The organism is uncultured Fibrobacter sp., assembly GCF_947305105.1.
Lineage (GTDB): Bacteria > Fibrobacterota > Fibrobacteria > Fibrobacterales > Fibrobacteraceae > Fibrobacter.
Genome location: NZ_CAMZCS010000009.1, coordinates 1 through 22,952, shown reverse-complemented (window position 1 = coordinate 22,952; position 22,952 = coordinate 1). Strand labels below are relative to the sequence as shown.

The 22,952-nt window shown below is 51.6% G+C and carries 19 protein-coding genes; 16 read left to right on the top strand and 3 right to left on the bottom strand.

Annotated features, from left to right (window positions below):
- Window positions 1-145: 145 nt before the first annotated feature.
- Both purL and Q0Y46_RS06255 read right to left on the bottom strand, forming a co-directional pair.
- Complete coding sequence (gene purL, locus Q0Y46_RS06260) at window positions 146-4,021, bottom strand: phosphoribosylformylglycinamidine synthase (protein WP_297945882.1); 3,876 nt, start codon at window positions 4,019-4,021, stop codon at window positions 146-148.
- Window positions 4,022-4,136: 115 nt separating this feature from the next.
- Window positions 4,137-5,843 (bottom strand): hypothetical protein, encoded by a 1,707-nt coding sequence (locus Q0Y46_RS06255; protein ID WP_297945880.1) that lies wholly within the window; start codon window positions 5,841-5,843, stop codon window positions 4,137-4,139.
- Between the two features lie 297 nt (window positions 5,844-6,140).
- Between Q0Y46_RS06255 and Q0Y46_RS06250 the strand changes: the two genes are divergently transcribed.
- The 16 genes from Q0Y46_RS06250 to Q0Y46_RS06175 all read left to right on the top strand — a co-directional run bounded on the left by Q0Y46_RS06250 (window position 6,141) and on the right by Q0Y46_RS06175 (window position 20,302).
- Window positions 6,141-6,959, top strand: coding sequence for a hypothetical protein (locus Q0Y46_RS06250; protein WP_295679582.1), 819 nt, complete (start codon window positions 6,141-6,143; stop codon window positions 6,957-6,959).
- Window positions 6,960-6,987: 28 nt separating this feature from the next.
- Complete coding sequence (locus Q0Y46_RS06245) at window positions 6,988-8,031, top strand: hypothetical protein (RefSeq protein WP_295679580.1); 1,044 nt, start codon at window positions 6,988-6,990, stop codon at window positions 8,029-8,031.
- A 17-nt stretch (window positions 8,032-8,048) separates the two neighbouring features.
- Complete coding sequence (locus tag Q0Y46_RS06240; protein ID WP_297945878.1) at window positions 8,049-8,738, top strand: hypothetical protein; 690 nt, start codon at window positions 8,049-8,051, stop codon at window positions 8,736-8,738.
- Between the two features lie 53 nt (window positions 8,739-8,791).
- On the top strand, window positions 8,792-9,604 hold the full coding sequence (locus Q0Y46_RS06235) for a hypothetical protein (RefSeq protein WP_297945876.1): 813 nt from the start codon (window positions 8,792-8,794) through the stop codon (window positions 9,602-9,604).
- Between the two features lie 61 nt (window positions 9,605-9,665).
- Window positions 9,666-10,637 (top strand): hypothetical protein, encoded by a 972-nt coding sequence (locus tag Q0Y46_RS06230; protein WP_297945874.1) that lies wholly within the window; start codon window positions 9,666-9,668, stop codon window positions 10,635-10,637.
- Window positions 10,638-10,681: 44 nt separating this feature from the next.
- A complete protein-coding gene (locus tag Q0Y46_RS06225; RefSeq protein ID WP_297945872.1) occupies window positions 10,682-11,518 on the top strand; it encodes a hypothetical protein in 837 nt (278 codons plus the stop codon).
- Between the two features lie 30 nt (window positions 11,519-11,548).
- Window positions 11,549-11,914, top strand: a complete 366-nt coding sequence (locus Q0Y46_RS06220) for a hypothetical protein (RefSeq protein WP_297945870.1) — start codon at window positions 11,549-11,551, stop codon at window positions 11,912-11,914.
- 15 nt (window positions 11,915-11,929) lie between these two features.
- Window positions 11,930-12,631 (top strand): hypothetical protein, encoded by a 702-nt coding sequence (locus tag Q0Y46_RS06215; protein ID WP_297945868.1) that lies wholly within the window; start codon window positions 11,930-11,932, stop codon window positions 12,629-12,631.
- 74 nt (window positions 12,632-12,705) lie between these two features.
- Window positions 12,706-13,782, top strand: coding sequence for a TIGR04133 family radical SAM/SPASM protein (locus Q0Y46_RS06210; protein WP_295679564.1), 1,077 nt, complete (start codon window positions 12,706-12,708; stop codon window positions 13,780-13,782).
- 159 nt (window positions 13,783-13,941) lie between these two features.
- On the top strand, window positions 13,942-14,955 hold the full coding sequence (locus tag Q0Y46_RS06205; protein ID WP_297945866.1) for a hypothetical protein: 1,014 nt from the start codon (window positions 13,942-13,944) through the stop codon (window positions 14,953-14,955).
- A gap of 141 nt (window positions 14,956-15,096) precedes the next feature.
- The gene (locus Q0Y46_RS06200; RefSeq protein WP_297945864.1) at window positions 15,097-16,098 is read left to right on the top strand and encodes a hypothetical protein; all 1,002 of its coding nucleotides are present in this window, start codon (window positions 15,097-15,099) and stop codon (window positions 16,096-16,098) included.
- 48 nt (window positions 16,099-16,146) lie between these two features.
- A complete protein-coding gene (locus Q0Y46_RS06195) occupies window positions 16,147-16,539 on the top strand; it encodes a hypothetical protein (RefSeq protein WP_297945862.1) in 393 nt (130 codons plus the stop codon).
- A complete protein-coding gene (locus tag Q0Y46_RS06190) occupies window positions 16,536-17,612 on the top strand; it encodes a TIGR04133 family radical SAM/SPASM protein (protein WP_297945860.1) in 1,077 nt (358 codons plus the stop codon). The genes Q0Y46_RS06195 and Q0Y46_RS06190 overlap by 4 nt, the downstream gene beginning before the upstream one ends.
- 16 nt (window positions 17,613-17,628) lie before the next feature.
- A complete protein-coding gene (locus tag Q0Y46_RS06185; protein ID WP_297945858.1) occupies window positions 17,629-18,630 on the top strand; it encodes a hypothetical protein in 1,002 nt (333 codons plus the stop codon).
- Window positions 18,631-18,661: 31 nt separating this feature from the next.
- Entirely contained in the window at window positions 18,662-19,420 is a 759-nt protein-coding gene (locus Q0Y46_RS06180) for a hypothetical protein (RefSeq protein WP_297945856.1), read from the top strand.
- A gap of 393 nt (window positions 19,421-19,813) precedes the next feature.
- Window positions 19,814-20,302 carry a hypothetical protein gene (locus Q0Y46_RS06175; RefSeq protein WP_297945854.1) on the top strand — a complete coding sequence of 163 codons (489 nt, stop codon included), beginning with the start codon at window positions 19,814-19,816 and terminating at the stop codon, window positions 20,300-20,302.
- 250 nt (window positions 20,303-20,552) lie between these two features.
- Here Q0Y46_RS06175 and nifJ read toward each other — a convergent pair.
- A partial coding sequence (nifJ, locus tag Q0Y46_RS06170; RefSeq protein ID WP_297945852.1) for a pyruvate:ferredoxin (flavodoxin) oxidoreductase occupies window positions 20,553-22,952 on the bottom strand: 2,400 nt, incomplete at its 5' end.

The following is a 22,952-nucleotide window of genomic DNA, read 5'->3' as shown; positions in this document are numbered from 1 at the left end:
AAATACAAATAGATTGTATTTTAAGAAGATGTAATTTAAACGAGAACATCTTTTTTTCGTAGAAATAAAAAATCCGTTTCGCAATGGGCGAGGAACGGATTTTTTTGTGTTGTTTGGGCGTGTTTTTTGGGCTGGCTCTGGTGCCTTAGCTCACGAAAATGCGGCCGTTGCGGAACAGCTGCATCCACGGACCGTCTTCGCCCCAGTCTGCCGGGTGCCAAGAGTACTGGCAGGTACGGAATACGCGTTCCGGGTGCGGCATCATCACGAGGGCGCGGCCGTCTTCGGAGCAGAGGCCGTTGATGCCGAACGGAGAGCCGTTGGGGTTCAGCGGGTAGCGTTCGGTGTATTCGTGCTTGCCGTCCACATAGCGCAGCGCCACGAGACCAGTCTTGAGGCAGGCTTCGGCGGCTTCGCGGCTAGCGAATTCCGCGCGGCCTTCGCCGTGTGCGACCGCAATCGGGAGTACAGAGCCTGCCATGCCCTTGAGGAGCACGGCCGGAGTGTCATCGACCTTGAGCGTGCAGAAGCGGGCTTCGAAGCGTTCGGAGAGGTTCTGCACAAAGCGCGGCCAGTGCTTGGCGCCCGGAATCAAGTCCTTGAGGTTGGAGACCATCTGGCAGCCGTTGCAAACGCCGAGCGTGAAAGTATCCTTGCGGTTGAAGTAGGCCTCGAATTCAGCGCGGGCCTTCGGGTTGAAGAGGATGCTCTTGGCCCAGCCTTCGCCAGCACCGAGAACGTCACCGTAGCTGAAGCCACCGCATGCCACGAGACCGTTGAAGTCCTTGAGGCTTACGCGGCCTTCGAGAATGTCGGTCATGTGAACGTCGATGGATTCGAAGCCAGCCTTCTGGAAGGCGGCAGCCATTTCGAGTTCGCCATTCACGCCCTGTTCACGCAGGATAGCCATCTTCGGGCGGCTGGCGTAGTCCTTCACGACCTTTGCACCCGCCGCCACGTCGAAGGTAACCTTCGGCGTGATACCCGGATTGTCCTGTTCCAGCTTGAGCGTGTATTCACTTTCGGCACAATCCGGGTTATCGCGGAGGGCCGCGATGCGGCGGGTCGTGTCGCTCCAGATGGCGCGGAGATCCGAGAGGCCTTCGGCGTAGTCGCCGATGACCAGGTTGTAAGTGTCGTTGAGCGTCGCGATTTCAGAAACCGTATCACCGAGACCGGCAGCGGCAAATGCGTCGCGCACAGCAGCGAGGTCGGCATTCTTCACCTGGAGAACGGCACCGAGTTCTTCGTTGAACAAAGCGTCAATGAGGTTGCCCTTGAGAGAGGCTGCGTCGAGCGTCACGCCAACGTGGCCAGCGAACGCCATTTCGGCGAGAGTCGTGTAGAGGCCGCCATCGCTCTTGTCGTGGTAGGCCATAATCTTGCCGGCCGCATTGAGTTTCTGGATGGTCTCGAAGAAGGCGCGGAGTTCCTTGGCGCTGTCCACATCCGGAGCCTTGTCACCGAGGTTGTTGTAAACCTGAGCTGCGATGGAGGCGCCCATACGATTCTTGCCGCGAGCGAGGTCAACGAGCACGAGCGTCGAATCCTTATCCTGCAGCAACTGCGGAGTGAGCGTCTTGCGCACGTCTGCACAAGGAGCAAAGGCACTGATGACCAGCGAAATCGGAGCCGTCACGCGGTGGTTGCCCTTGTCGTCGGACCAGACCGTGCTCATGCTCATGGAGTCCTTACCCACCGGAATCGTAATGCCGAGATCCGGGCAGAGTTCCATACCGATGGACTTCACGGCTTCGTAAAGGTCGGCGCCGTCGCCTTCGTAGTTCGGCGTAGCCATCCAGTTTGCGGACAAGTTTACGCGGCCCATATCGGGCACGCAGGCGGCAGCCATGTTCGTGAGGGATTCAGCCACCGTCATGCGAGCAGCGGCAGCCGGAGAAATCAAGGCAATCGGAGCGCGTTCGCCCATGCTCATGACTTCACCTTCGTAAGTATTGAGAGTTGCGCTCGTCACAGCGCAGTCAGCAACCGGAACCTGCCACGGGCCAACCATCTGGTCGCGGCAAATCATACCCGTCACGGAACGGTCACCGATGGAGATAAGGAACGTCTTGTCGGCGACGGTCGGGTTTGCAAGCACGCGGTGAGCCACATCCTTGATGGAGGCATCGGCCGGAACCACGGTAGAGTTCAGCGGGCGCTTCTGGCTCTTTTCGTTACGGATCATGCGGGGCGGCTTGCCGAGGAGAACGCCGAGCGGCATGTCAATCGGTGTCGTGCCGAAGTGCTTGTCGGTAAGCGTCAGGTGCTTTTCAGGAATGGCTTCGCCAACCACAGCGTACGGGCAGCGTTCACGCTTACAAATCGCATCGAACACGTCGAGCTTGTCACCCGCAATAGCGATAACGTAACGTTCCTGGGATTCGTTACTCCAGATTTCGAACGGGCTCATACCCGGCTCGTCGTTGGGAACGTTGCGGAGTTCAAACTTACCGCCCAAGCCGCCATCGTTCACGAGTTCCGGGAAGGCGTTGGAAAGTCCACCTGCACCCACGTCGTGAATAAAGGTAATCGGGTTTTCTTCGTCCATCGCCCAGCAGCGGTCGATGACTTCCTGGCAGCGGCGTTCCATTTCCGGGTTTTCACGCTGCACGGAGGCAAAGTCGAGAGATTCGTTACCGGCACCATTCTGCACGGAGCTGGCAGCACCACCACCGAGGCCGATAAGCATCGCCGGACCGCCGAGCACAATCAGGTGGTCACCCGGGTCGATGTGGCCCTTCTCGATATGCTGGTGCTTGATGTTGCCCAAGCCACCGGCCAACATAATCGGCTTGTGGTAACCGCGGACTTCCTTGCCGTTCTGGGCGTCGACTTCCTGTTCGAAAGTGCGGAAGTAACCGAGGATGTTCGGACGGCCGTATTCGTTGTTGAACGCGGCACCGCCGAGCGGGCCTTCAATCATAATGTCGAGGGCGGAAGCAATGCGGGACGGGCTACCAAAGTCCTTTTCCCAAGGCTGGACTGCACCCGGAAGCTTGAGGTTCGAGACGCTGAAGCCCGTGAGGCCGGCCTTCGGCTTGGACCCCTTACCCGTGGCACCTTCGTCACGGATTTCGCCACCACTACCGGTAGCGGCACCCGGGAACGGAGAAATGGCCGTCGGGTGGTTGTGGGTCTCGACCTTCATGAGGATGTCGACTTCTTCGTTGTGGAAGTCGTACTTGTTGTTGCGCGGGTCGGCGTAGTAGCGGCCGGCGACAGCGCCCTTCATCACGGCGGCGTTGTCCTTGTAGGCGCTAAAGATGTTGGAGTTGTGGAGCTGGTAGGTGTTCTTGATCATCTGGAACAAGGACTTGTCCTGCTTCACGCCGTCGATGGTCCATTCGGCACCGAACACCTTGTGGCGGCAGTGTTCCGAGTTGGCCTGCGCGAACATGTAGAGTTCCACGTCGGTCGGGTTGCGCTTGAGCTCGGTGAAGTTCTTCACGAGGTAGTCGATTTCGTCCGGAGAAAGCGCGAGGCCCATTTCCTTGTCGGCCTTCACGAGGGCGTCGCGGCCCTGGTCGAGCACCGGAATCACGTTCAGCGGACGCGGTTCTTCCTTGCTGAAGAGGACTTCGAGCGAAGCGGTGTCAGCGAAAACGGCCTGCGTCATGCGGTCGTGAATCTTAGCAGAAATCTTTTCGCGAGCGCCAGCCGGAACAGCGCCGTCAAACTTCACGTAGTAGGCAATCGCGCGTTCGATGCGCTTGATGGCCGGGAGACCGCAGATGTGAGCGATATCGGTCGCCTTGGAGCTCCACGGGCTGATGGTACCCGGACGCGGGCACACCACAAAGAGTTCGCCTTCGAGAGCCTTGGGTTCGCGGGCCGGACCGTAGTGCAGCACCTTCTTCAAGGTTTCGGTTTCTGCATCGGTCAAGTCGGCGGACAAATCCACCACGTGCAGGAATTCAGCGTAAACGGAAGCAACAGAGAGCCCCGCAGCCTTGAAATCGGAAGAAAGTTTCTGGAGACGGAAATCCGACAGAGCCGGCGTACCACGAAGAATAAGCATTAGTCACCTCGTTATTTTTTCTTACGAGCGTAAAGATAGAAAAAAGGGGTAAAACAGAAAAGGCATAAGCCTCTATGAGCCTATGCCTTTATATGGGGAGACAAAAAAATATCTTTTAGTTCAGTGTCGGGGTATCCCAGTCAATCCATTCAGACTTCTTGAAATCGATGGTCTGAGTGTTTTTGCTGTAATCAATCTTACCCGTCTTGGCATCCTTGCCGAGCAAGAACTTGTTCATGAAGTCCTTGACTTCGTCGAACTGTCCGTTCGGAAGCTGGCAGTGACCATGGCCGCCTTCCTGGCTGTAGGTGTAATTTTCTGTTGCACCGAGAGCGTCATAGACTTCCTTAGAAGCTTGTCCGCAGTAGTTCGACGGAACTTCGCCAAGCCATTCCTGGCCGGCGTTATCCAAGATGAGAAGCGCACGCGGGGCAACCATGGCAACCAACATGTGCTGGTCGAACGGGAGCGTATTTTCCTTGCCGTCGTAGTTCTTGAAGGAAGAAATCATCCACTTACCTTCGGTACCGGCGCTGTTCAGGCCCTGCACGAACTGCTTGCCCTTCTGCCTGTTGACCTGGGCGCCCACACGCCAGAGGGAAGCGCCACCAGAACCGGATTCCTGCGGAATCGTGAGAGCGATACGTTCGTCAAATGCACCCACAGCGAGCGTACCCTTGCCCCAGCGAGAGCAACCTGTCATGGCGAGGTGCTTCACGTCGATACCCGCTTCCGGAGTCTTTTCAAGAGCGTCAATAATGCGGCTCACGCCCCATGCCCATGCAATGATGGTGCCCTGGCCCTGGTTATAAAGCTGGAAGAACATGCCGCCACCGCTTTCCGGGGCGACGTCATCCGGGTTGAAAGTAATCTGAGCGATGTCGAGACCGTTCGTTGCATTGCCAAGGCTTCCGCAACCGCCCATCATGCCACCGCCAAAACCAATCATGGCCGGCTTCGGCTTGTCCTTCGTACCCGCGTTGCTGATTTTCACGGAGAAACTGCCGGATTTGCCCTTGTCCGTCACCTTGATGGTGAGCTTTCCGCCGGAGTAAGAACCTTCGACCTTTTCCGGGTTACGCGGCTTTGTACCGAACATGAGCTTTTCGAACATGGCACCGAGTTCTTCACGACGGCACTTCCAGTCGGCCTTCGAGGAAATTCTCTTGCCGTCGAGGCCCATAAACGGGTCCGGGAGCTTGGCGTTGTTTACGCTAGAGGGGATATTGCCGATCTGGCATTCGCTGCGGTGGTCTTCCACGAAGTCCGAACCAGCCTGCGTAGAGGGAGTCGAAGTGGGCGAAGGAGCCACCGACGAGGAAGCCGGATCCGCAGCCGGGCCGGACGAGGAGGAACTGCCATGATGGTGATGACCGCGCTCGCTAGACGAAGAACTCCCTGCAACAGGGGCGTTGCCCGAAGATGCCGGGCTGGAAATTCCGCTAGAAGATGCAGGATTTATCCCCGAAGATGCTGGATTGGCGGGAGTTGATGCGTCTGAGCTCGAGGAGCCTGTTTCTAAAGGATTCTGGGTCCCAGAGGACAATCCATCAATGGCGTCAACCGAAGACGAAGAATTTAAATTCGTCTCAAAATTTGCCATCAAAGTGATAACGGAGCGAATAGAATCAATAAAGCCCGGATTAGCAGTCTTGAGTGAATCCATGTTTACGTTGGGCCCTAAAGCGGCCTTGACAGCATCAACGACCTGCTGTTCAACGGGATCTTGCTGTGGCTGTGTAACGTTGGAATCTTCTTCACTACCGCATGCCCATAGGGCGAAAAACGCCGAAGCAAGCGGCAACAGATATCTTTTTCTCATAACCAACCCCTTGTAGGATTTGAAGTGTTGACAATATTGCTAATAATATATTAACCGGATTTAAAGAAATAGGCTTGTTTATATTTTTTTCCATTGCATTTTGTCATAGCGGGAGCGCAAATTTGCCATTTATTAAGCAAAACGCATGATAGAGCAATGGAATTTTTTAGAAAATGTTTTTCAGAAACAATCTACATGCAAAAAAGCATGATTTAGGTCATTAAAATGTTTTTTTTTGTTTTTTTATGGAATAGAGAAGTTATATTGTATGTTAGAGAGAGAAAGTGAGTTTTCGACATGTTCTACAGACACTGGAAAAAGGTCGCGTTAGCGTTGACTGCGTTTTTTTGGGTGGGCTGTGATGACTCTACTTCTGTTGCTCCAGTTGCAGTAGCTAATAATCCCGATCCTGAGCAATCCAGTTCCAGCATCGAGAATACCTTAACTCCCAGTTCTAGTTCCGAAACAGGTAATACAGGCGAAGCGAGTCAAACTTCGAGTTCTAGTGCTGCATCCAGCTCGGCAGAGCAAGTGCAATCTTCCAGCGACAGCTTTGAAGGCATGCATGCAATTGCTCTTTATGGGGTTAGAATTGACATGGACGTATCATCGTCATCTACCGAACCAGCAAGAACGCCCTGCTATCCAGACAATTTAACAACCGAAACAAACGATGCTACAAATGTAAATTCGTCGACTCGCCAAACCACACTCCGTTGTGAAGACGGCGTAATCTGCGTTGAATCAGAGAGAGAAATTAGTGGAAGTCTTCCCTGCGATACCGAGGAAACAGAAGAAGGTCTCTTAACAATTTGTCCTGATTATGGAATTGTCTCCATCAGCGAAAAGACCTATATGTGTGACGGTAAAGTCTATAACGAGGCCGAATTCCTGACCCGTTATTCCAAGAAAACAAGAAAAATTTCATGCGAAGTATTCGGGACCGAAGTAGAATGTGCCAATGGCGATTCATTCATCATTGAAGAAAAAGATGGGAAGAAAACCTACAAGAGTCTGTTTGCTGATCTTACCGAAGAGGAATTCAACGACAAGTACGAAATAACGGAACCTCTTCCTGCTCCGCTCTACGGCGTGTTCGTTAAAAAGGATTTGTAACGTCAACAAACCGAAAGGAACAAAAAAAATGCTTTACAAACACTGGAAAAAAATTGCCATTGCCCTGACCGGGTTCTTCTGGGCCAGCTGCGACGAAACCGCATCCGGTCCCGTTGCAGTGAACGAGGATACTCCGTCCAGTTCCATCAACGAGAATACCGAAGGGGAGGGGGGCTCTTCTAGTTCTAAAGCGAAAAGTGCAGCCTCTAGCGAAACGGCCAAGAGTGCCACTTCCAGTGTTGCAGCCGCAAGTGCAACGTCCAGCGCAAAAAGTGCGGCCAGCAGTTCCTCGAACCCGAGTAGTGAATCTCACGGCAATGCTGCTTCTAGCACAACAAGCGCCGCATCCAGCGAATCAGCCAAGAGCGCAGCGTCCAGCGCAGAAGAAGCAAGCGAGGAATCCAGCGCCGAAAGCACCGCCAGCAGCGTTTCGAGTTCTAGCTCCGAGCCTGCCAGCAGTGCCAAAAGCAGTTCCAGTGTCAAAAAGCCCCGTTCCAGCAACAGTCATTTGGACGAGCCTGTCGACCTGTACGGATGCCCCTCGGACATCTGCGGTCCGTTTATCACCGATTCCGTCACCATCTCCGACTCCATCTCCCAGATTGCCGCCAAATACGGCGTAATTCGCCCCAAGAGTTCCAGTTCTAGTTCCTTCTCCCAGATTGTTGCAAAATATGGCGTAATACGCCCTGAAAGTTCAAGTTCATTTACTCAAATCATCGCTAAGTATGGGGTGCCGAACAAACCGACTTGCGAACCATCCATGTCCAAAGACGGAACTGTTACATACAAATGCAGTGACGGAGTGACTTGCGTAGAAGAAACGACTACAGGAACGCAAGCTCCTGCATGCAACGGCGATGTTTGCCCCAAGTACGGAGTGGTCAAGATTTCCAAGAAAACGTACACATGCGACAATGGCCAAGTCTACAACGAGGCCGAATTCCAGATGCTCTACGACACGCTGCCCGAAATCAAGGAAATAGTCATTCACAAGGATTCTATCCAAGCTCCCATTGCCCTGTACGGCCCGCCCTGCGTGTTCGACGGGACCTGTAACAAAGAGAAATAAAAAAAAGGAGGAGTTGAATGTTTTACAAGCACTGGAAAAAAATCGTACTCGCCCTGGCCGGATTCTTCTGGGTCAGTTGCGACGACACATCTTCTAGTCCGGTCTCGGTTGAAAACGAGACTCCCTCCAGTTCCGTAACCGGAGGAGCCTCATCCAGTTCCAACGCAACCTCAGGAAACGAGGCCGCATCATCCGGCGAAGCCACAAGCGCGGCATCCAGCACCTCGGAGCCGAACAGCGTAGCCACCGAAAGCAGCACAAGTGTGGATAATCCGCGCAGCAGCAGTTCCCTGCTAGACGAGCCCATCGATCTGTACGGTTGCCCGTCGGATATTTGCGGTCCGTTTACTGCCGATTCCATGGTCGCCCTGTACGGCGTAATCGCGGCCAAATACGGCGTAGTCGCCCCCATAGCACTTGATTCCCTCGGCGAAATCATCGCCAAATACGGAGTGTCGAGTAAAACGGCCTGTCAAGCCACCCAAAACAACAACGGAAACACGGTATATAAGTGCGAAGACGGCGTAACCTGCGAGGAAGAGACCAAGGAAGCCTACCAGTCCCTACCTTGTTCGGGAGACGTTTGCCCCGCGTACGGAGTGGTCTCCATTTCCGAAAAGCAATACAAGTGCGACAACGGCAAAGTCTACAACGAAGCCGAATTCCAGATGTACTACGACGCTCCCGTGAATAAGCAGGACAACTAAGAACAAATAAAGATTATCAATCGGGTAGATTTGAGGATAGGAGGAAATAAGCCATGTTCTACAAACACTTTGAAAAATTCGCCGTCGCGCTGACTGCATTCTTTTGGAGCAGTTGCGGAGACACAATATCCGTCACGGGCGGTGATAACAATTCGAATCCGGAATACAGTTCGTCCAGCAGCGAAATCCGCATGAGTTCCACGATGTACGGGATCCCCTTCACCAGTTCCAGCATCAGGCCCGAAAGCAGTTCTTCTGCCGAAAGTTCCAGCAGCGAAATCCGCATGAGTGTGCCGGCGTACGGAGTTCCCTCCACCAGTTCCAGCATCAGGCCCAAAAGCAGTTCCTCAACCGAAAGTTCCAGCAGTGTAATCCGCATGAGTGTGCCGGCGTACGGAGTTCCCTCCACCAGTTCCAGCATCAGGCCCAAAAGCAGTTCCTCAACCGAAAGTTCCAGCAGTGTAATCCGCATGAGTGTGCCGGCGTACGGAGTTCCCTCCACCAGTTCCAGCAGCGAACTCCGCATGAGTTCCACGTTGTACGGAATTACATACAACTGTTTCAACACTACCGAAAACAATGCGGAAGGGGTTGAATTCGAGATTATCGAATGCGGGCCAAAGTCGGGCGATGGCATCATCGAGTCATCCAAGAAAAAATACCTAAGGAATCCCTATGATGCAACCAAGGACACGCCCCTTCCAGACGGAGTCCAGGTCTTTGCGCCCACGGCCGGTACAACCAGAGCAGCGAACTGCACAAGCGAATCGGACATTTGCATCGAACGGAATCCCAACATTCCAGCCGAGCAAGATTCGCTTGCCGGCTGCCACCCCATCATCGACTGCCCCGAAAAGCCGAATTAATTATTACACATAACTGAGAAAATATATGTTCTATAATCACTGGAAAAAATTTGCTCTTACGTTGGCCGCAATGTTTTGGACCAGTTGCGATGATTCCTCATCTGCAAAAAGCCTTGTTGTTGAAGCTCCCACATACGGGGTGGTCTGCGACTCGGATACTTGTATGGAAATTCCCGAAAGCAGCGGGGCAAATGATGCGCAGTCTAGTTCTAGCGAGGCTATTGCATCGTCAAGTTCCGAGGCCGCCAAGCCCGAAAGTTCCAGCATAAAATTTTCTGGCACTCATCATCTTGCCAGTGATACGAACGTAGTTTGTTCCTCAATAGGCTTGAACGAAACAGGCGAATGTTTACAGTACAGAAACCAGGCACACTCCAAAAAACAGCTAAAAACAGAAACTCTACTAGCTTTTACCAATGCAAATGCAATTTATGGAACCCTTACAGTTCCCAATTGTCTCCGATATGATTATATTGCGAACTATATATGCTCCGACGGGATTCAACGCAAAGCGCATAGTAGTATATCGGTCCTAAAAGAGGGCGACGGGGCCCTAGTACAAGGTCGCGATAAGCAAGGTCGCGATAAGCTCTATACACTGGAAGAGTATTTAGCCGAGTTTCCCAGCAGTTCCAGCTCCGAAGGGACTATTTCAAGTTCTAGCGATGTTGCAGAATCCAGTTCCAGTTTCGAAGTCCCTGTACCGACTTATGGTGGAATGGCTGTATATTGTTACAACGATACTGCCGTAAACGATTCGGGCAAGGTATTCGACATCATTGCATGCAAAGACGGAAAAAAATACCTGAGATTCCAAAACCTATACATGGACCTTCCCGAAACGCAAAAGGAATTGCCCGAAGGTGTTAATCCTGTTCCACCTACTCCAGCGTCAGGTTACGGTTATGCCCAAAACTGCACTAGAGAAGCGGACATTTGCATTGACGCATTTACCATAGATGAAAACGGGAACGAACAACCCATCGGTGGATGCTACCCATCCATCAACTGCCCTGAAAAACCCGAAACTTAACAGACTCTTTATTTCAACCGAACACCATTATGTTAAACAAATACTTGAAAAAAGTTCTGCTCACCACGGTCGCCCTCTTCTGGGCCAGTTGCGACGATTCTTCCTCTGTCAGTTACAGCGCTCCCGAATACGGCTGCCCGTCGGATGTTTGCGGCACTCCCGTACCCGGTCCCGACGAAACGACACCTTCGTCCAGTTCGGAAGAATCCGCATCCGGCAATGCGGCAGGATCCGGTTCCAGCACAACGATTGCATCGTCCAGTTCCAAGGCGGCCAAGCCCGAAAGTTCCAGCATCGAAGATTTCGCCCCTCTTTACGGAGATTTACCCGTATTCGGAGAATCGAGTTCAAGCATTGATCCGAATAGCGTGCCGTCAGATACACTTTATGGTGTATCTGTAACGGAAAAGACTTGTGTGCCCGGCGATTCGATCGTAAGCTATTACCCGCCAGCCTATTCGGCCGACATTTTGAAGATGAACGCAAAACAGCAGGCTGAGATGGAAATGGTAGACGTCATCGACAGCATTGTCGACCCGCGTCCAAAGGCAGAACGGGCCGAAGCGCCTCTTGACAGAATCAACTGGAGCAACTTCCCCCAATGCCTCAAGGAAATGAAAGACTCGCTTGAGCGCTTTGTCGCCCTGTACGGCGCCCCTGTAGCAGTTACCGTAGAAGAGGTTTGCAGCGACGGCACCAAACAGCCTACGGAAGAATACAAGAAATACCAGAAGATGATGGAAGAATGGGAAGCAAACAAGCCCGCTCTGGACGAAGAAATCAATAAGATTTTCGAGGACAGGTTCAAGGAACTTGAACAGCAGCTCAAGCAATGTCTCGCCAGAGAAACAAACAACGCACAATCAACTCCTAATTCCTAACCACCAACCACTAACCACTGTTTACTAACCATGTTTCGAAAACATTGGAAAAAATTTGTTCTTGCAATAGCAGCCCTGTTCTGGTTCGGTTGTGGCGACGATTCGTCATCCAGCGATGAGAAAACCGCATGCACCTTTAAAGGGGGAGGTTGCCCTGAATATGGTATCGACTTTTATTTTTGCGAGAACCCAGAAGATTATGAATCTCCTGACAAAGATGAAAAATGCACATTCATCCCTCGTGATCCATGTACCGATTATTACAAATGTGAAGATGGAGCTTCTTGCTACAAACAAGAAAACGAAACGGTTATGAGCTGCTACGATGCTCAAGGCAACCCTATCCCCCAAGACGAAATCGAGTCAAGATATTACGAAAAAGAAGACACCCACTAGACAATAACCATATCTATGTTCTACAAACATTGGAAAAAGATTGCACTCGCACTGACCGGATTTTTCTGGGCCAGTTGTGACAACACTTCGTCTTCAGCAGAAGATGACCCCCAAGTGTCCCCAGCCCTATACGGAATCGAAGTGCCCTGCGACACTGGACTCTGCTCGTCGATTCCCGTGAGCAGCGAGGCAAATGGCGAGGAATCAAGCTCTAGTTTTGTAGAAACAAGTTCTAGCTTTGTAGAATCAAGCTCAAGCTACGAAACTCCTGTGCCGACATATGGTTGCGGAGCGATAGAATGCCCCCCTTCACTCGACTTAAGCAGTTCCAGCAGCATTGAAGCTTACAGTTCCAGCAGCGAGGCACTCTCCTACAGCAGTTTTTCCGCGGTTTACGCGCCACAAACACCATGCAACCTGACCGACACCGCAGCCACCTGCGATTTCGACTCCCTGTTTAGCAGCAAAAGCTCAGAATACACAAACAAGATTTACGCCATATCTTGCAAACAATATAAATGCGATTCAAAAACATGTACCGAAGCAACGGCACAGGTCGATTCAGAACACAATCCCCCTTCTGAATGCAATGAAAATGGTTGCGTAGATTACAGTTTATTATCTTCTACACAAAAGAAATACACCTGTAGCGACGGAAAAACTTATGACCAAATCGAGTTTAATACAAGATACCGCATCAACGAGGACAAAAATTGAATTTAGATATTATATTAAAGATTGAATTTGCTTTTTTTTCACTTTAACCTCTAGCCCCTAGATCCTAAAAGCCTATGAAACTCTCTCTTAAAAAACGACTCGCTCTCGAAGCTTACCGCCTTTATCGTCATAACGAAATCAAGGCTCACCCCCTCACTTATTTTTTCTGGGAATGCACGTTGCGCTGCAACTTGCACTGCCTGCATTGCGGTAGCGACTGTGTCAAGGATGCCATCCCCGACATGCCTCGTGAAGACTTCATGAACGTGCTGGACAAGCTCGCCCCGCACATCGACCCCAAGCACTTTATCGTGGTGATTACTGGTGGCGAACCGCTCATGCGCCCCGACCTCGAGGAATGCGGTCAAGAAATCAAGAAGCGCGGCTACCCCTGGGGCATGGTGACTAACGGGCTTGCCATGACGCCCGAACGATTCGTGAAGCTTTTGAACGCGGGGCTCCGCTCAATCACCATCAGCCTCGACGGCTTGCAAGATAGCCACAACCATTTCCGTGGCGACCCGCATAGCTTTGAGCGAGCGCTGCGCGCCATCGACATGGCGGCGCACACGCCGGGGCTTACTTACGACGTGATGACCTGCGTGAACCGCCAGAACCTCAAGGAACTCCCGAAGATTCTCGATATGCTCCTGAAAATCGGAGTGAAACGCTGGCGTATCGCGACGGTGTTCCCGAAGGGCCGTGCCAAGGACAATCCGCTGTTCCAGATGACGAATCAGGAATTCCGCCAGGTATTCGACTTTATCCGCGAAGTCAAGAAGTTGAACGTCATCAGTGTGAACTACGGTTGCGAAGGCTTCCTCGGCAGCTACGAGAAGGATGCACGCAACTACCCGTTCTTCTGCCGTGCCGGCGTGAACGTGTCCTCGGTGCTTTGCGATGGCAGCATTTCGGCATGCCCGAGCTTGCGCGGCGACTACATTCAGGGCAACATCTACAAGGATGACCTCTGGGATGTGTGGCAGAAGCGTTACCAGGTGATGCGTGACCGCAGCTGGGCCAAGATTGGCGACTGCAAGAAGTGCAAGTACTGGCGCTACTGCGAAGGCTCGAGCCTGCATTTGCGCGACGAAAAGACTAAGGAACTGGCCTATTGCCATGTGCAGCGTCTCGAAGACGCGGGAGCATAATAGCAGTGAGCGATGAGCTATGAGAAAAGAAACGGGGTTCGGGTTCGGGCCCCGTTTCTTGTTCAAAAAACATGCCCTCAATCACGGAAAAATACGGAATTTGTAATTGCCTGTAAAACTCGGGAAAAAAAGGTATATTGCTGAAAAAAGGGATGTTTTATGAATATTCGCAAGCATTTAAGAAATTTATTCCTTGTTTCGACAGCACTGTTTTGGGCCAATTGCAGCAACGACGGCGATATCAGTTCTCCGAAGAACGACACGGAAGGATCGTCTATCAGTTCTAGCAGCATCGAAAGTTCTTCGGCGACAGAAACCAGCTCGTCGCAGCCGCTTTCTTCGTCAGAAAAAGCTTCATCTTCGTCAGAATCGTCTCTGAGTTTGATTATTCAGGAAGAATCTTCATCGTCAGGCAACTTGAATATATCGAAGATCATCAACATAAGGGACCAAGCGGAAATCGTTCCGGATTCCTGCGAGCCGAACCGAAACGGGTGCAACCCGTCATTTGGTATGAGTGCGGAACAGTTGGCGGAACAATCTGCACATTCTAGAATCCAGGCAATCCTGCTATCCGATTCCGGATCCGCCAATCCTATTTCCGAAGAAACCAAGGAATGCCTAAAAAGCATACTGGACACCATACAGAAGCCGGTAATGCTCTATGGCCCTTCCTCCGAGATTACTCTTGATATCAAATGCAGCGACGGATCCACTTTTTTTTCGCAGTCACTCAAAAAATATGCAGAACAAAGTCAAATAACCCCGGAAGAAGCTGTCCAGAAATCAGAACAATGCGACAAGGACCGCGAAAGAATAAAAAAGAAACTTGGTGAACAAATCGATAACTGCCTCGGCATCAAGGATTCTTCCGAAGCGGTCCTGTGCTACAACGATACCGCCAAGAATGCAGCGGGAACTTCTTTCGACATCATCGAATGCGACGACGGGAAAAAGTACCTGCGCGAACCTATCGTGAACGTATCGGAAAGTCGCCTTCCGTTGCCCGAAGGCGTCGAGAGAACGGCTCCGCAGCCTACGGCATCTTACGCCGCCAACTGCACACCGTCTTCGGTCTGCATCGACAATGTTGTCCTAGATGAGTTCGGGAACCCGCGAAATAACGGTGGGTGTGTTCCTACGACCGAATGCCCCTCTAGGCCGGTTCAATAGCGCGAACCATAAGAAACAGCTTGACTGACAAAACCAACGCCATGTGCCTCTAAAACGGGAAAAACGCTTACAATCATCGCAACTTATTATATATTAAAAAGAAACGTTCAAGTTAAGGCATCTTGCGATACGGGAGAAAATATGTTTTACAGGCATTGGAAAAAAATCGTTCTTGCGCTGACCGCTTTTTTTTGGGTAAGCTGCACCTACGAAGACGAAGCACAACCCCTGTACGGAGTTGCCCCACCACCAGTATCTTCTTCCGACAACGCTGCGTTCTCGTCGAGTTCCGAAACGTCAAACTCCAGTGGTATCGCCGAATCAAGTTCCAGCGAAGGCATTGCCGAAAGTTCAAGCTCTGCCGTAGTGGAGCAGTCCAGTTCCAGCCTCAGAGGCGACCAGTACCGGATGGGTAGCAATCCAGACATCACCTGTATACGGTCCAACGTTCCCGGTACCAACAATTGCCTCGATGCCGAAGATAAACGCTCTTGGACGGAAACTCGTAAAAAAATGCTGGAAGAAAACCAGACCCGCACATTGGCAGAACTTGATTCCCTCGAAGATGATTTGATAGTAGGATTTGATTATGGGGCACCCGAGTACGGTGTGCCGGACTGTACTCATAGGGATTTGGGATACGCCGTATATAAATGCACAAATAACGAAACGTATTCCGCAAGTTCGTTCTACAGCGACGAAATTCGAACCCTCTACACGGAAGAAGAATACAGGGCCAAGTATCCAGAAAAGTTCCAGTCCAGTTCCAGCGCCGAGCCGGAGTCCAGCAGCGCAACGCCCCCGTCCCCGCTTTGCCAAAAAACGGATTTCGCGACAACAGGCGAGCTCAGGGAATTGTTCGAAACGGACAAGGCAACCCTCCTGGACAGCGTCAAGGCTGAAAAAGGCGAAACGCTATCCCCGTCTGACTCCAGTTGTCTTTCGTATATCCAAGAATTGGGCGGCGAAATCATCTTGAAGAAGAACAAAGACTCTCATTCAGTCAACGTTCTCGCCAAAAAGCAGATCTGTGACGGCGACACCACCGTAAACCCGCACTATCAAAAGCAAATCGAAAAAATCGAGAATTTCCTCAAGAGGGAAATTGACGACTGCCTCACCCCACCAGACCCAGCTCCCTAGCCCCTGAGCTCTATGCCCTACAAGTTCCTCAAATACCTTTTCCTTTCCATGCTAGCCCTCTTTTGGGGGGCCTGCGAAAACAGCGACGATAGCGTAGCGACCTACGGCTGCAATTCCTACAAGTGCTACAATTCCACCGCCGTGACTCCATCGGGAAAGACCTTTGACATCATCGAATGCGAGAACAGGTACAAGTACCTGAGACATCCGAAACTCTACTACGATGATCCCGAAGTTCGCGACATGATAGACAAGGACCTCTTTTTCCGGGAAGACACACCATACCCGGACGAAAGGTGCGAGGCGACGAACTGCCAGTTCGTCGGGCCTGAAATTTGCTACGACGTAAACTACACGGACTCAGCCGGGACAATCCATTCATACAACGATTGCGTCGCCACCGTAGATTGTCCGAAAAAAAATAACGGGGAAAATAAATGAAGCTATCTCTGAAGAAGAAACTCGCCCTCGAGGCCTACCGTCTTTACCGCCACGGTGAAACCAAGGCGCATCCGCTCGAATATTTCTTCTGGGAATGCACGCTGCGCTGCAACCTGCACTGCCAGCACTGCGGCAGCGACTGCGTCAAGGATGCCATCCCCGACATGCCCCGCGAAGACTTCTTGCAGGTGCTGGACTCGCTGAAGCCGCACATCGACCCGAAAAAGTTCATCGTGGTGATTACCGGCGGCGAGCCGCTGATGCGCCCCGATCTCGAGGAATGCGGCAAGGAAATCCAGAAGCGCGGCTACCCCTGGGGCATGGTCACGAACGGGCTTGCGATGACTCCTGAACGCTTCACCAAGTATATGAACGCGGGGCTGCGCTCGCTCACCATTAGCCTCGACGGCCTCGAAGAAACGCACAACTTTTTCCGTGGCGACAAGCATAGCTTCGACAAGGCCGTTCGAGCCATCAACATGGCATCGCATGCCTGGGGGCTCACCTTCGACGTGATGACTTGCGTGAACAAGAGGAACTTGGCCGAACTGCCTCGCATTCTGGATTTGCTCCTCAAGCTCGAAGTAAAGCGCTGGCGAGTCGCGACCGTGTTCCCGAAGGGCCGAGCCAAGGACAATCCGCTTTTCCAGCTCACAAGCAAGGAATTCCGGCAGATTTACGATTTTATCAGGGAAGTCAAGAAGCAGAGAATCATCGGAGTAAGTGCCGACTGCGAAGGATTCCTCGGGAGTTACGAAAAAGAAGCCCGCGATTACCCGTACTTTTGCAGGGCGGGCGTGAATATCGCCTCCGTGCTTTGCGACGGCAGCATCTCGGCATGCCCGAGCCTGCGCGGCGACTTTATTCAGGGAAACATCTATAAGGATGACCTGTGGGACGTGTGGCAGAACCGCTACCAGGTGATGCGCGACCACAGTTGGGCAAAGACCGGTGATTGCAAGGACTGCAAGTACTGGCGCTACTGCGAAGGATCCAGCCTGCACCTCCGCGACGAAAAAACCGGGGAACTGATGTACTGCCACGTGAAGCGATTGGAAGAAGCGGGGACTTAAAAGGCACGAGGCGTTTATGAACATCCGTAAATTCTTGAATAAAATTATTCTTATATCGGCTGCGCTCTTCTGGGCGGGGTGTTCCAACGATTCTGTCACAAAGGCCGCCAGCGACAACGAGGACGCAACAGCCAACTCCGACACCCCAACAACAGACTCCGGAAGCTCAACCGTCGGAAACAAATCCAGCAGTTCGAGCCACGTTAAATCGTCAAGCAGCAGTTCTTCGAATTACTCTAATTGCCAATCGATTGATCACATATGGCCGATAGACTACCGGGATGAATCCTATAAAAAGGATCCAAAGGAAGACGCAGAAAAATCTGCCGAGCGGAGGGCGCAAATCGACATCCACGACTCTGTCTTGGAGCGGATTTTTCATGTAAAATATTATGACGAAGGTTACGAAACGATCTTTTACCCATATACGACAACATTCTGCCTCTTTAAAATGGCAGACACGCTGGCCCATCGTAACCCACCCTTATACGGAGCGCTTTCTACTGAAGGCAGTATAACAAAGTCCGTCTATTGCCCCGACGGAACAACGCGTCTCACGGAAGAATACCTAAGCTACGAAGAAGATCTCAAGGCTCACGAAAAAGAAGTCAAGGCTTACGAGGAACAGAAAGCGGCCTATGAGGAAGCATACGACAAGTATTATGATAAATACCGCAGCAAAAGATCCGCTGAGCTCATGTCCCTGCTGGATTCCTGCGTCAACCACCCGGACGATTTCAAGCTGGCTGATAAAGATGAAGAAGAACTCTATTGTTATTCACTAGAAAGTCATCCTCCTCGAGATTCCTTGGAATTCTATGATTCCGGTATATGCCTAAAAAATGAATACGAAGAAGAGGAAGAAACTAGCAGCAGTTCTAAAAAAGCGAAGTCGTCTAGCTCCGCTCCAGCAGAATCCTCCAGTTCCGAAAAGACTGTCGAGGCAAAGTCGTCCAGTTCCAGCAAGAAAAATAATGAAGGCGACTTCCATGGAGAATTCGCCAAGACTGGCTTGTAGTGAGAGTCTTTTGAAAATAAAAGGGGGTGTTATGAATATTCGCAAATTATTTAATAAAGTCTTTTTTATATCGGCAGCGTTTTTTTGGGCTAGTTGCTCTGACGATATTTCGAACAGCAATCCGGTGAATCTACAAAGTCCAGATTCGCAAGGCCAGGACATTCAACAACCAGAAAGTTCCAGTTCTGTATCAAGCAGTAGTCAGGAGGACGAACAATCAGAAAGTTCATCATCCATCGCGTCATCAAGTAGCCGTCAGAGAACTTGCTCGGAAAAAACAGTATTTAATAGGATTCCTGAAGAAGGAACAAGCAACTTAACCAAAATTAACGCAATAAAAAATGCAGAATCCAGTGCTCGCAGCTTGGCTGCCGGACGTGTTATGCATGAAGTTTATTCAAGACCGAATGCTTGTTCTGGCAAATATCCTAAAGGGACTCCTTTTTGCCTTTCTAAAATGGCCGATTCTCTAGCTGAATTTTCGAGCGCAACGTATTTGTACGGATCTCCAAGTTTCGATATCATAATAAAGGAACTCGTATGTGATGACGGCACGACGTATGTCACTGAACAATATCGTGCCTACGAAAAACTGCTTGAAGAGTACGAAAACAAATTAGCCATCTATCAAGAGAATTACAAACAGGCTTACGATAAGCGGGTCGCGGAATACACCGCATTGCTTGATTCCTGTATCAATCATCCGGATGATTTCAACCCGACAGATGAAGGCGAATTAAAGGCGTATAACGAGTCTATCTGCGATGTTGATGCCGAAGAAGATTCCTAAGTGGAATTCGCCAAGTCCGGCTTGTAGTGCATAAAAAAATCCTAACCACCAACCACTAACCATTGTCTACTTCCTACTTCCTACATTTTTTTTGTTTCGGTCGTGAGTTTGTTTGACAAAGTTGGTCCTTTTTCTTACATTCTCAAATAGAAGGAGATGATTATGAATAAAATGTTTGTTGTATTTGGCGTGGTGCTTGCCTTTTTGATAGCTTGCTCTTGATCGGATTCTGGAGGTGCAACGCAACCTTGCAATGACGCTTCTTGTTCGAACTCAAAAAATAATGCGTCCAAGTGCGACCTCGCCACTCAAAAACTTCCTGCATCTTCGCTTGCTTGGCAGCCGACATTAAGTGGTGGTTGTGAAGCCCAGCAACAAATTGCCTTGGACGAAATGCTGAAGTTTGACACGTTGCTGATTGCAAGTGGCTTCCAAAAAGAAGAACAGGTTCAGGAATCTTATCGCTATGTAAGAGATGCTTCTGATTATACAACGTTTATTTCTGTTAATGACACATTGACTTTTACCTATACGATGGGAACATTTGTCGGTAATTTCCGCTCGGTTACAGCTCCCATGAGCGACCGTGACTTGCAGAAAAAATTTGTAACTTCTGCTTGTCCAGTTCTGTTGCCTCCGGAAGCTTTATCCAGGAATAAGGTGTGTTCATCCGTTACTGAAAATGGTATTGTATTTGTGAACTCAGTATCGACATACAAATCTTTGGATGAGATTGAAAGTGATTTGGCTAAGTATGGCTGGTCTTGCTTAGGAACGGATCTTGTTATCTGTTCTGCAACATATGACTCCCAGAATTATACGTTGAGTTTTAGAGTTGGAGCCTCGGGGCCTGTAGATGTGATATTCATGTGGGAACGCTAATGCGCTGATTCCCACAGGAAAAGATTCGATAGAGCAAGATTCAAGATTAGATTGCTTTGCAACTATTTTTAGCATAAAAAAAGACGAGAATCAAGATTTCTCTTGACTCTCGTCTTTAAGTTTTCGTATCCGGTAGGGTAGTGTTGGTCTGGATTGCTTCGCCTCTAGATTCTATCGCTTCGCTCCAGAATGACAAGAGGCTCGCAATGACGTGTCCTGTCTACTGCCTACTGTTTACTGTCTACTTGCCCTACAGGCTGATCAGCCCTTCGGTATCCTTGGACATGGCATCATAGAATGCGTAGCGGGCATCGACTTCCTTCTGGAGGTCGTCGGCGAGCTTCTTGGCCACTTCCGGATTGTTACGGGTGAGCTGCTTGTAGCGGTTTTCGGTGTAGATGTATTCTGCAACCGGAATCGTCGGCTTCTTGGAGTCGAGGATAAGCGGAGCCTTTCCTTCGGCGGCGAGAGCCGGGTTGTAACGGAGCAGAGTCCAGTAACCGGAATCCACGGCCATCTTCTGGTGCTGAAGCTGGCTGTTGAGATCGAAACCGTGGTTGATGCAGGGGCAGTAGCAGATGATCAGGGACGGACCATTGTGTGCTTCTGCTTCCTGGAGAACCTTCAGGGCCTGAGCGTCGTTTGCGCCGAGGGCGATACGGCCCACGTACACGTTCTTGTAGCTCATGGCGATGAGGCCGAGGTCCTTCTTGCCGGCGCGCTTACCAGCGGCAGCGAAGAGGGCGACTGCGCCACGGTTCGTGGCCTTGGAAGCCTGTCCACCGGTGTTGGAGTACACTTCGGTATCGAGGACGCAGATGTTCACGTTTTCACCGGTTGCCATCACGTGGTCGAGACCACCGTAACCGATGTCGTATGCCCAACCGTCACCACCGAAGATCCACACGGACTTCTTCACGAGGTAGTCGGCGAATTCGTCGCGGAGGCTGACGGATGCTTCGTCGGTAGCACCGGCGAGAGCTGCCTTAAGGGCGGCGACGTTTTCACGCTGGGCCTTGATGCCGGCTTCGTCGTCCTGCTTCTGGGTCGTGAGCTTTTCCTTGAGTTCGGCAGGAACGTTCGCGGCTTCGAGGAGGCTGAGAGCCTGCTTGGCATGCTTCGTGATAGCGAGGCGCATACCGAGACCGAATTCAGCGTTGTCTTCGAAGAGGCTGTTGGCCCATGCCGGACCGCGGCCTTCCTTGTTCTTTGCCCACGGAGTGGTCGGGAGGTTACCGCCGTAAATGGAGGAGCAACCCGTAGCGTTTGCGACAACCATGCGGTCACCGAACAGCTGAGAAACGAGACGCACGTAAGCGGTTTCGCCGCAGCCTGCGCAAGAGCCAGAGAATTCGAACAGCGGTTCGAGGAGCATGGCCTGCTTGACGAGGTTCTTGTTGACCTTGGTGCGGTCGAATTCCGGGAGATCGACGAAGAAGTCCCAGCACTTGCCTTCCTGGACCTTGATGGGTTCCTGCGGCACCATGTTGATGGCCTTCTTGGTTTCGTCGGTCTTGTCCTTACCGATACAGGCCTGCGTACAGACGCCGCAACCCGTACAGTCGTAGCTGGACACGGAAATGGCGAACACCGGCTTTTCGGAACCTTCGAGCTTGAAGCCCTTGGCCGGGGTGTACTTGAAGCCTTCCGGAGCGTTCTTCACGGCGGATTCGTCAACGACCTTCACGCGGATGGCTGCATGCGGGCAGACCATGGCGCACTTGCCGCACTGCACGCAAGCGTCCGGATTCCAGGACGGGATGTTGAGGGCGAGGTCGCGCTTTTCGTACTTGGTAGTAGCGGTCGGGAACACGCCGTCGCAAGGCATCTTGGAAACGGGGAGCAGTTCGCCGTTGCCCTTGATGATTTCTGCGGTGACTTCGTTCACGAACTTCGGAGCGTCGCCGTGGATCGGAGCGCGGAATTCCTTCGTGCTGGTGACAGCAGCCGGAACCTTGACTTCGAACAGGTTAGCAAGAGAGGCGTCGATAGCGTCCCAGTTCTTCTGGACCACTTCCTGACCCTTCTTGGCGTAAGTCTTTTCGGCATACTTCTTGATGTACTTGATGGCGGTTTCGGCATCGAGCACGTTACCGAGCTTGGAGAAGAAGCAAGTCTGCATCACGGTGTTGATGCGGCGGCCCATGCCGGTCTTCGCGGCAACGGCGTAGGCGTCGATCACATACACCTTGAGGTGCTTCTTGATGATTTCTTCCTGCACCGGACGCGGGAAGGTATCCCACACGGTGTCGGCGGAGTGCGGAGTATTCACGAGGAAGGTAGCGCCATCCTTCGCGTACTTCAGCATGTTCACGGATTCCAGGTGCGGAGTGTGGTGGCATGCCACGAAGTCGGCTTCGTTTTCGCCAATCAGGTACGGGGCGTCGATGATGCTCTTACCAAAGCGGAGGTGAGAGGTGGTCATGGAGCCGGACTTCTTGGAGTCGTAAACGAAGTAGCCCTGAGCGTAGTTGTCGGTTTCGTTACCGATAATCTTGATGGAGTTCTTGTTGGCACCCACGGTACCGTCGGAACCCAGACCGAAGAACATAGCCTGGAAGAAGTCGCTTTCGAGCTTGAAGTTCGGGTCGATGGTGAGGCTCGTGTGGCAAACGTCGTCGTTGATACCGACGGTGAAGCGTGCCTTCGG

Excerpts from the sequence above, each read along its gene's own strand:
- Q0Y46_RS06210 (WP_295679564.1), top strand. The coding sequence starts at position 12,706 with ATGAAACTCTCTCTTAAAAAACGACTCGCTCTCGAAGCTTACCGCCTT.
- Q0Y46_RS06205 (WP_297945866.1), top strand. The coding sequence starts at position 13,942 with ATGAATATTCGCAAGCATTTAAGAAATTTATTCCTTGTTTCGACAGCA.
- Q0Y46_RS06235 (WP_297945876.1), top strand. The coding sequence starts at position 8,792 with ATGTTCTACAAACACTTTGAAAAATTCGCCGTCGCGCTGACTGCATTC.
- Q0Y46_RS06215 (WP_297945868.1), top strand. The coding sequence starts at position 11,930 with ATGTTCTACAAACATTGGAAAAAGATTGCACTCGCACTGACCGGATTT.
- Q0Y46_RS06245 (WP_295679580.1), top strand. The coding sequence starts at position 6,988 with ATGCTTTACAAACACTGGAAAAAAATTGCCATTGCCCTGACCGGGTTC.
- Q0Y46_RS06240 (WP_297945878.1), top strand. The coding sequence starts at position 8,049 with ATGTTTTACAAGCACTGGAAAAAAATCGTACTCGCCCTGGCCGGATTC.
- Q0Y46_RS06190 (WP_297945860.1), top strand. The coding sequence starts at position 16,536 with ATGAAGCTATCTCTGAAGAAGAAACTCGCCCTCGAGGCCTACCGTCTT.
- Q0Y46_RS06255 (WP_297945880.1), bottom strand. The coding sequence starts at position 5,843 with ATGAGAAAAAGATATCTGTTGCCGCTTGCTTCGGCGTTTTTCGCCCTA.
- purL (WP_297945882.1), bottom strand. The coding sequence starts at position 4,021 with ATGCTTATTCTTCGTGGTACGCCGGCTCTGTCGGATTTCCGTCTCCAG.
- Q0Y46_RS06250 (WP_295679582.1), top strand. The coding sequence starts at position 6,141 with ATGTTCTACAGACACTGGAAAAAGGTCGCGTTAGCGTTGACTGCGTTT.
- Q0Y46_RS06195 (WP_297945862.1), top strand. The coding sequence starts at position 16,147 with ATGCTAGCCCTCTTTTGGGGGGCCTGCGAAAACAGCGACGATAGCGTA.
- Q0Y46_RS06200 (WP_297945864.1), top strand. The coding sequence starts at position 15,097 with ATGTTTTACAGGCATTGGAAAAAAATCGTTCTTGCGCTGACCGCTTTT.
- Q0Y46_RS06180 (WP_297945856.1), top strand. The coding sequence starts at position 18,662 with ATGAATATTCGCAAATTATTTAATAAAGTCTTTTTTATATCGGCAGCG.
- Q0Y46_RS06220 (WP_297945870.1), top strand. The coding sequence starts at position 11,549 with ATGTTTCGAAAACATTGGAAAAAATTTGTTCTTGCAATAGCAGCCCTG.
- Q0Y46_RS06175 (WP_297945854.1), top strand. The coding sequence starts at position 19,814 with ATGCTGAAGTTTGACACGTTGCTGATTGCAAGTGGCTTCCAAAAAGAA.
- Q0Y46_RS06185 (WP_297945858.1), top strand. The coding sequence starts at position 17,629 with ATGAACATCCGTAAATTCTTGAATAAAATTATTCTTATATCGGCTGCG.